Genomic DNA, 5024 nt, shown 5'->3' on the forward strand with positions numbered 1-5024 from the left:
TGGTTTTTATCCCTTGGTAATCGCTTCGTCTAAGTTGAGAAACAAGCGCGTCAGGCTGGTGAAAGCGGCCCATTGTGCGTGATTTAATTTCGGATTCAATGGTGAATCTCCCACCTGAAGCAGTTTCAGTGTGGCACTTTTATCGCTGGTGTAGGTGTAATAGCTTAATTCCGTTTGATAAGCCTGACGAAAGATAGCGAGTTCTGCGTCGCTGGGCATTCGTGCGGTGACGAGTTGGAATCCGTATGTGATTTTTTCATCAGTCGTCGCGCCTCCCTCTATCAACATTCGCTCAGCCAGTTTCCGTGCCGCTTCGACGAATTGTGGGCCGTTGAGTAACAACAGCGCCTGCAACGGTGTGTTGGTGCGTGATCGTCTGATGGTGCAGAACTCGCGTTCGGGTGCATCGAGTGTTTTTAACATGGGAGAGGGAACCGTTCGCTTCCAGAAAGTATACATGCTGCGTCGATAGAGATCGTCTCCCTTTCCGCGTACATATTCTTTGGAGTAATTGGGTCGGTTATTCAATTCGAGCCAGAGTCCCTTTGGTTGATAGGGATAGACACTTTTCCCGCCCAACTGCTGTACCAGCAAGCCACTGGTGGCGAGGATGGCATCCCGAATTTCCTCGGCATCGAGCCGCATGCGTGGTCCGCGGGCGAGCGATCGATTTTCCGGATCGTTTTGATAAGCTTTGGCCCCAACATGCGATGTCTGTCGATAGGTGGCGGAATTAAGAATCAATCGCTGCATCTGTTTGACATCCCAGCCGCTGCGAATGAATTCCAAAGCGAGCCAGTCCAACAATTCGGGATGGCTGGGCAGTTCGCCTTGAATGCCGAAGTCTTCAGATGTTTTCACCAGACCTAAACCGAAGATGCGTTGCCAGTATCGATTGACGGCGACACGCGCTGTGAGCGGATGACGCGGGTCAACCAGCCATTTCGCAAAACCCAATCGATTTTTTGGTGCGGTTTGAGACATCGCAGGAAAGATCGCGGGGACATTCGCGGAAACCTGATCGCGAGGTTCATTGTATTGCCCGCGTTCCAGGAGAAACGTGGCCCGTGGTTTTGTCAGGTCCTGCATGATCATCGTAGCGGGAACGGCGGCCTGAATTTGTTTTTCAATGGCGGCGATGCGTTGCTTTAACGCCTGTTGCGGGTTGTGATGAGCGAGGAAATAGTCGCGCAGTTGTTTTTGTTCTCCGGTAGTGCGCTGAGTTTGTTTTTTGCCTGCGATCTGTCGAATGTTGGCTGGAATTCCTTGTAATTTGATCGAGGAGGGTGCATCTCTGGTAATCGAAAGCCGGGGACGTCCTACGCCGTGCGTTGCGAAACCTGCTTCATGGCGCAAGCGAAATTGCAGCTCGGTACCTTGCTCGAAACCGAAGGGTGATTCTGCAATGAAGACCGCGGTCGCGGGAAGTTTGCGTGTCGGTCCATCGACGGCCCAGCCGTTATTGCCCGTTACGTTGCCATCGATGGCCTTGTCGACTTCGTAGCCGGTTTGTGAATAGTCGGCGATGGCTTTTTTGAATTTGACCGTTTTTTGCTGAGAGGGATCTGCAAGCGAAACCGCCATCAGTTCGAATTCGCTCAATACGAAATTGGAATTACTGTGTCGACCGGGACCGCCGCCGGGCAGTGATTTATGGGTGAGGGCTTCCAACCGGACTGCGGTGATTTTTTTAGTATCGGATTGGGCCGTGATCTCGTAAATATCGTGTCGCGGATTGGCACCGTTTGCGAGAACCGAATGATCGGGCAGTTTTTTCAGTGTTGTTCCGCCCGATGATTTCATCGTAGTCGGCTCTACGATTGCCCAGCCACTTTCTGGTTGTGTGGAAATGCGTTTTGCCCACTGAGCCAGGAGTGGTTCGATGTCGATGGTTTTTTTTAATTCCTGTTTCAGCCGCGCGAGTTCCGCATTGTTTTTTTGCACGGTGATTGAGGCCAGAGGCGAAGGGATACGTTGTGAAGGCGTAAAGCCCCGCATGCCTTTTTCCGGCACCTGATTGAAGAATGCATAAAGCTGGTAAAATTCTTTTTGCGAAATGGGATCGAATTTATGTTCGTGACAGCGTGCGCAGCCGATGGTTAATGCCAGCCAGACTTCGCCTGTGGTTACGAGGCGATCCATGACATATTCGGTACGATATTCTTCATCAATGATTCCGCCTTCGATGGTGATGCCGTGATTGCGGTTGAAGCCAGTTGCCAGTTTTTGCTGGTCCGTTGCTTTTGGCAAAAGATCGCCGGCCAGTTGTTCGATGGTAAATTCATTGAAAGGTTTGTTCTGGTTATAAGCATTGATGACCCAGTCTCGCCAGATCCACTGTTCGCGTTCGGTGTCGTATTGATAGCCGTTAGTGTCTGCATAACGGGCCAGATCGAGCCAATGCCGGGCCATGTGTTCGCCGTACGCGGGCGAGGCAAGATAATGGTTAACCATCTCTTCGTAAGCTTTGGGATTTTGATCGACGACAAACTCGAATATTTCTTCCAGCGTTGGTGGCAGGCCTGTCAGATCAAAGGCGACGCGCCGAATGAGCGTTTCGCGGTTTGCTTCGCGGGCAGGTTTCTTTCCGTCGCGTTCCATTTTAGCGAGTACAAAATGGTCGATGCTGTTTTTGGGCCAGACTAAATTTTTCGGCTGGGGAATTTTCGAGGTTTCAGGTGGCACGAACGCCCAATGCTGTTGGAATTCGGCGCCTTGCTTGATCCATGTTTTAAGAATAGCGATCTGACTTGGATTGAGTGGTTTATGCCCCTCGGCGGGAGGCATGCGTTCGTCTGGATCATTCGTTGTGATGCGTCGAATGAGTTCGCTGGCCTGTACATCGCCGGGTGTTATCGCTGATTTTCCCGAGTCGGCTTTTCCGGTCGCTGAAGCGTGTTGATCGAGACGCAGACCGGCTTCACGAGTGGCTGCATCGGGTCCGTGGCAGACATAACAGTGGTTGGAAAGAATCGGCAGCACATGGCGATTGAACTCGATTTTCTCGTCCGCCAGGGCAAGACAGGGAAAGAGCAGAATTGGCAGCGTTATCAGGATTCTTTTGGTGGTATTCAACACAGACACACTCCAGGTAGCGCTTGGTTAGCCGCAGTTGATTTGACCTCTTATAAACGATGAATTTATTATAACAGTGAATTCAAGCAACTGGTAGTAATAGAATCGCCTTCGAACAAATGAATTGTGACAGCGTTTTTTCCTGTTTCTGAGTGGTTCGGTGATCAAATGAGTGAGCAAAGTGAACGCTCTCGGTTGCATTGAATCCTGGGGTACTGCAAAATGAATGGGCGTCTGCCCGATGACGGGTCTGAGCGACTGAGTCATTTTATTATGAACTTTGGAGATACTGTTTCATGCGTGTAAAAATCGTGAGTTCCATTTTGGTTTGTCTGTTTTTATTTAACATGGGTCTAGTGGCTGACGCTGCTGATGCACATGACGATCGGTGTGTGATTCTGGTGAGCGTGGACGGATTGGCCAATTTTTATCTGGATGATCCTCTGGCTGATATGCCATTCTTGAAGAACGCTGCGAAGAACGGCGCCCGCGCGGACGGGCTGGTCTGTTCATTCCCGACCGTTACGTGGCCTAACCATACAACGCTGGTGACCGGCACAACTCCCGCGAAACATGGCGTGATCAGTAATAACTATCTGGATCGTAAGAGTGCTACATCGGTGGCGTTCATTCCTGATCCGCTGTTCGATAAAGATCAGATTCTCAAAGTGCCCACCGTTTATGATGTCGCCCATAATGCCGGGTTGGTTACCGCGGGAATCATCTGGCCGGCGACACGGAATACACGTACGCTGGACTGGACTGTGCCGGACATGTTTGGCAAAGAGGCGTGGCCTAAGTATGGAACGAAGGTCTGGCTGGATGAATTGCGGAAAGCGGGATTGCCCGTTGACCTGCACGGCGACTGGACGCGTGAAAAGGGTGGCGGCGTGAAACGGGACTGGCTTTATTCTCGGATGGCGCGGCACCTGTTTCAAAATCATCCGCCGAACCTGCTGATGATTCACCTCGTTGAAGTCGATCACATCGAACACCAGTACGGTCCCCGCAGCCCGGAAGCATACTGGTCGGTCAGTTATATCGATGACCGCCTGCGAGATATTGCCGAAGCGATCAAGCTCTCGCCGCACGGCGACAAGACGACGCTGGTGATCGCCAGCGATCATGGCTTCTATCCGATCACAAAAGATATTCGCCCCAACGTGCTGCTGAAAAAAGCAGGGTTATTGTCGAAGGAGAAAAAGCAGGTTTATTGTCTGGCGCAAGGTGGTGCGAGCATGGTGTATATTCTGGATGTTGCCAACCGTGCGGAAACAATCAAGAAGTTGAAGAAACAATTCGCAGCCGTGGAAGGCGTTCAAGCGGTACTCGACGCGGATGAATATACGAAGCTTGGTCAGCCGACTCCCGCTGAAGATTCCCGCGCTCCCGATCTATGGTTGGCAGCAAAAACGGGATATTCATTCTCGAACAGTGATGGCGGCGAAGATGTGGTGGCCCCACGCAAGACCAAAGGGGGCACGCACGGTTATCTACCCGATGATCCGGATATGCTGGGTTCATTGGTGATCTCAGGCTATGGTATCAAACCGGGTACCAAGCTCCCGAAGACCCTCAGCCTCGACGTGGCCCCCACGATTGCAAAACTTTTGGGAGTGAAGCTGCCAACGGCGCAGGGTAAAGCGTTGACTAAAGCGCTGGTGGAGGATTGACAGAGTAACACCAAATGAAGAGAGTGTCTTTTTAGCAGAGGAGATAGCATGTGTGATCATGATCCTTTTAACGAACCTGAAACTGCTCATGCCCGCGCAAGAGAACTTATGGTGGAAGATTTCTTTTGGGATTGCGCAGATGAGCGGGCTCCCTTTGGGAGCGATGAAGGAAGCGAAGCATACTATGAATGGCGGGACTGGCGTGAAGGCAACTCCTCGAAATCACTGACTGAGTGCTTCAATTGGATACTGGATGGAAATTTGTCTGGATACAAT

At 51.3% G+C, this 5024-nt stretch carries 2 protein-coding genes and 1 pseudogene; 2 read left to right on the plus strand and 1 reads right to left on the minus strand.

Going from position 1 to position 5024, the window contains the following annotated elements:
• Window positions 1-6 precede the first annotated feature (6 nt).
• Window positions 7-3078 (minus strand): PSD1 and planctomycete cytochrome C domain-containing protein, encoded by a 3072-nt coding sequence (locus tag Q0668_RS04645; protein WP_298860511.1) that lies wholly within the window; start codon window positions 3076-3078, stop codon window positions 7-9.
• A gap of 293 nt (window positions 3079-3371) precedes the next feature.
• Here Q0668_RS04645 and Q0668_RS04650 point away from each other — a divergent pair, with 293 nt between their 5' ends.
• Both Q0668_RS04650 and Q0668_RS04655 read left to right on the plus strand, forming a co-directional pair.
• Window positions 3372-4748, plus strand: coding sequence for an alkaline phosphatase family protein (locus Q0668_RS04650; protein WP_298860514.1), 1377 nt, complete (start codon window positions 3372-3374; stop codon window positions 4746-4748).
• A gap of 48 nt (window positions 4749-4796) precedes the next feature.
• Window positions 4797-5024, plus strand: a pseudogene (locus Q0668_RS04655) (molybdate metabolism regulator); the annotation flags it as partial.

The sequence above is a fragment of the uncultured Gimesia sp. genome, assembly GCF_937910335.1.
Classification (GTDB): Bacteria; Planctomycetota; Planctomycetia; order Planctomycetales; family Planctomycetaceae; genus Gimesia.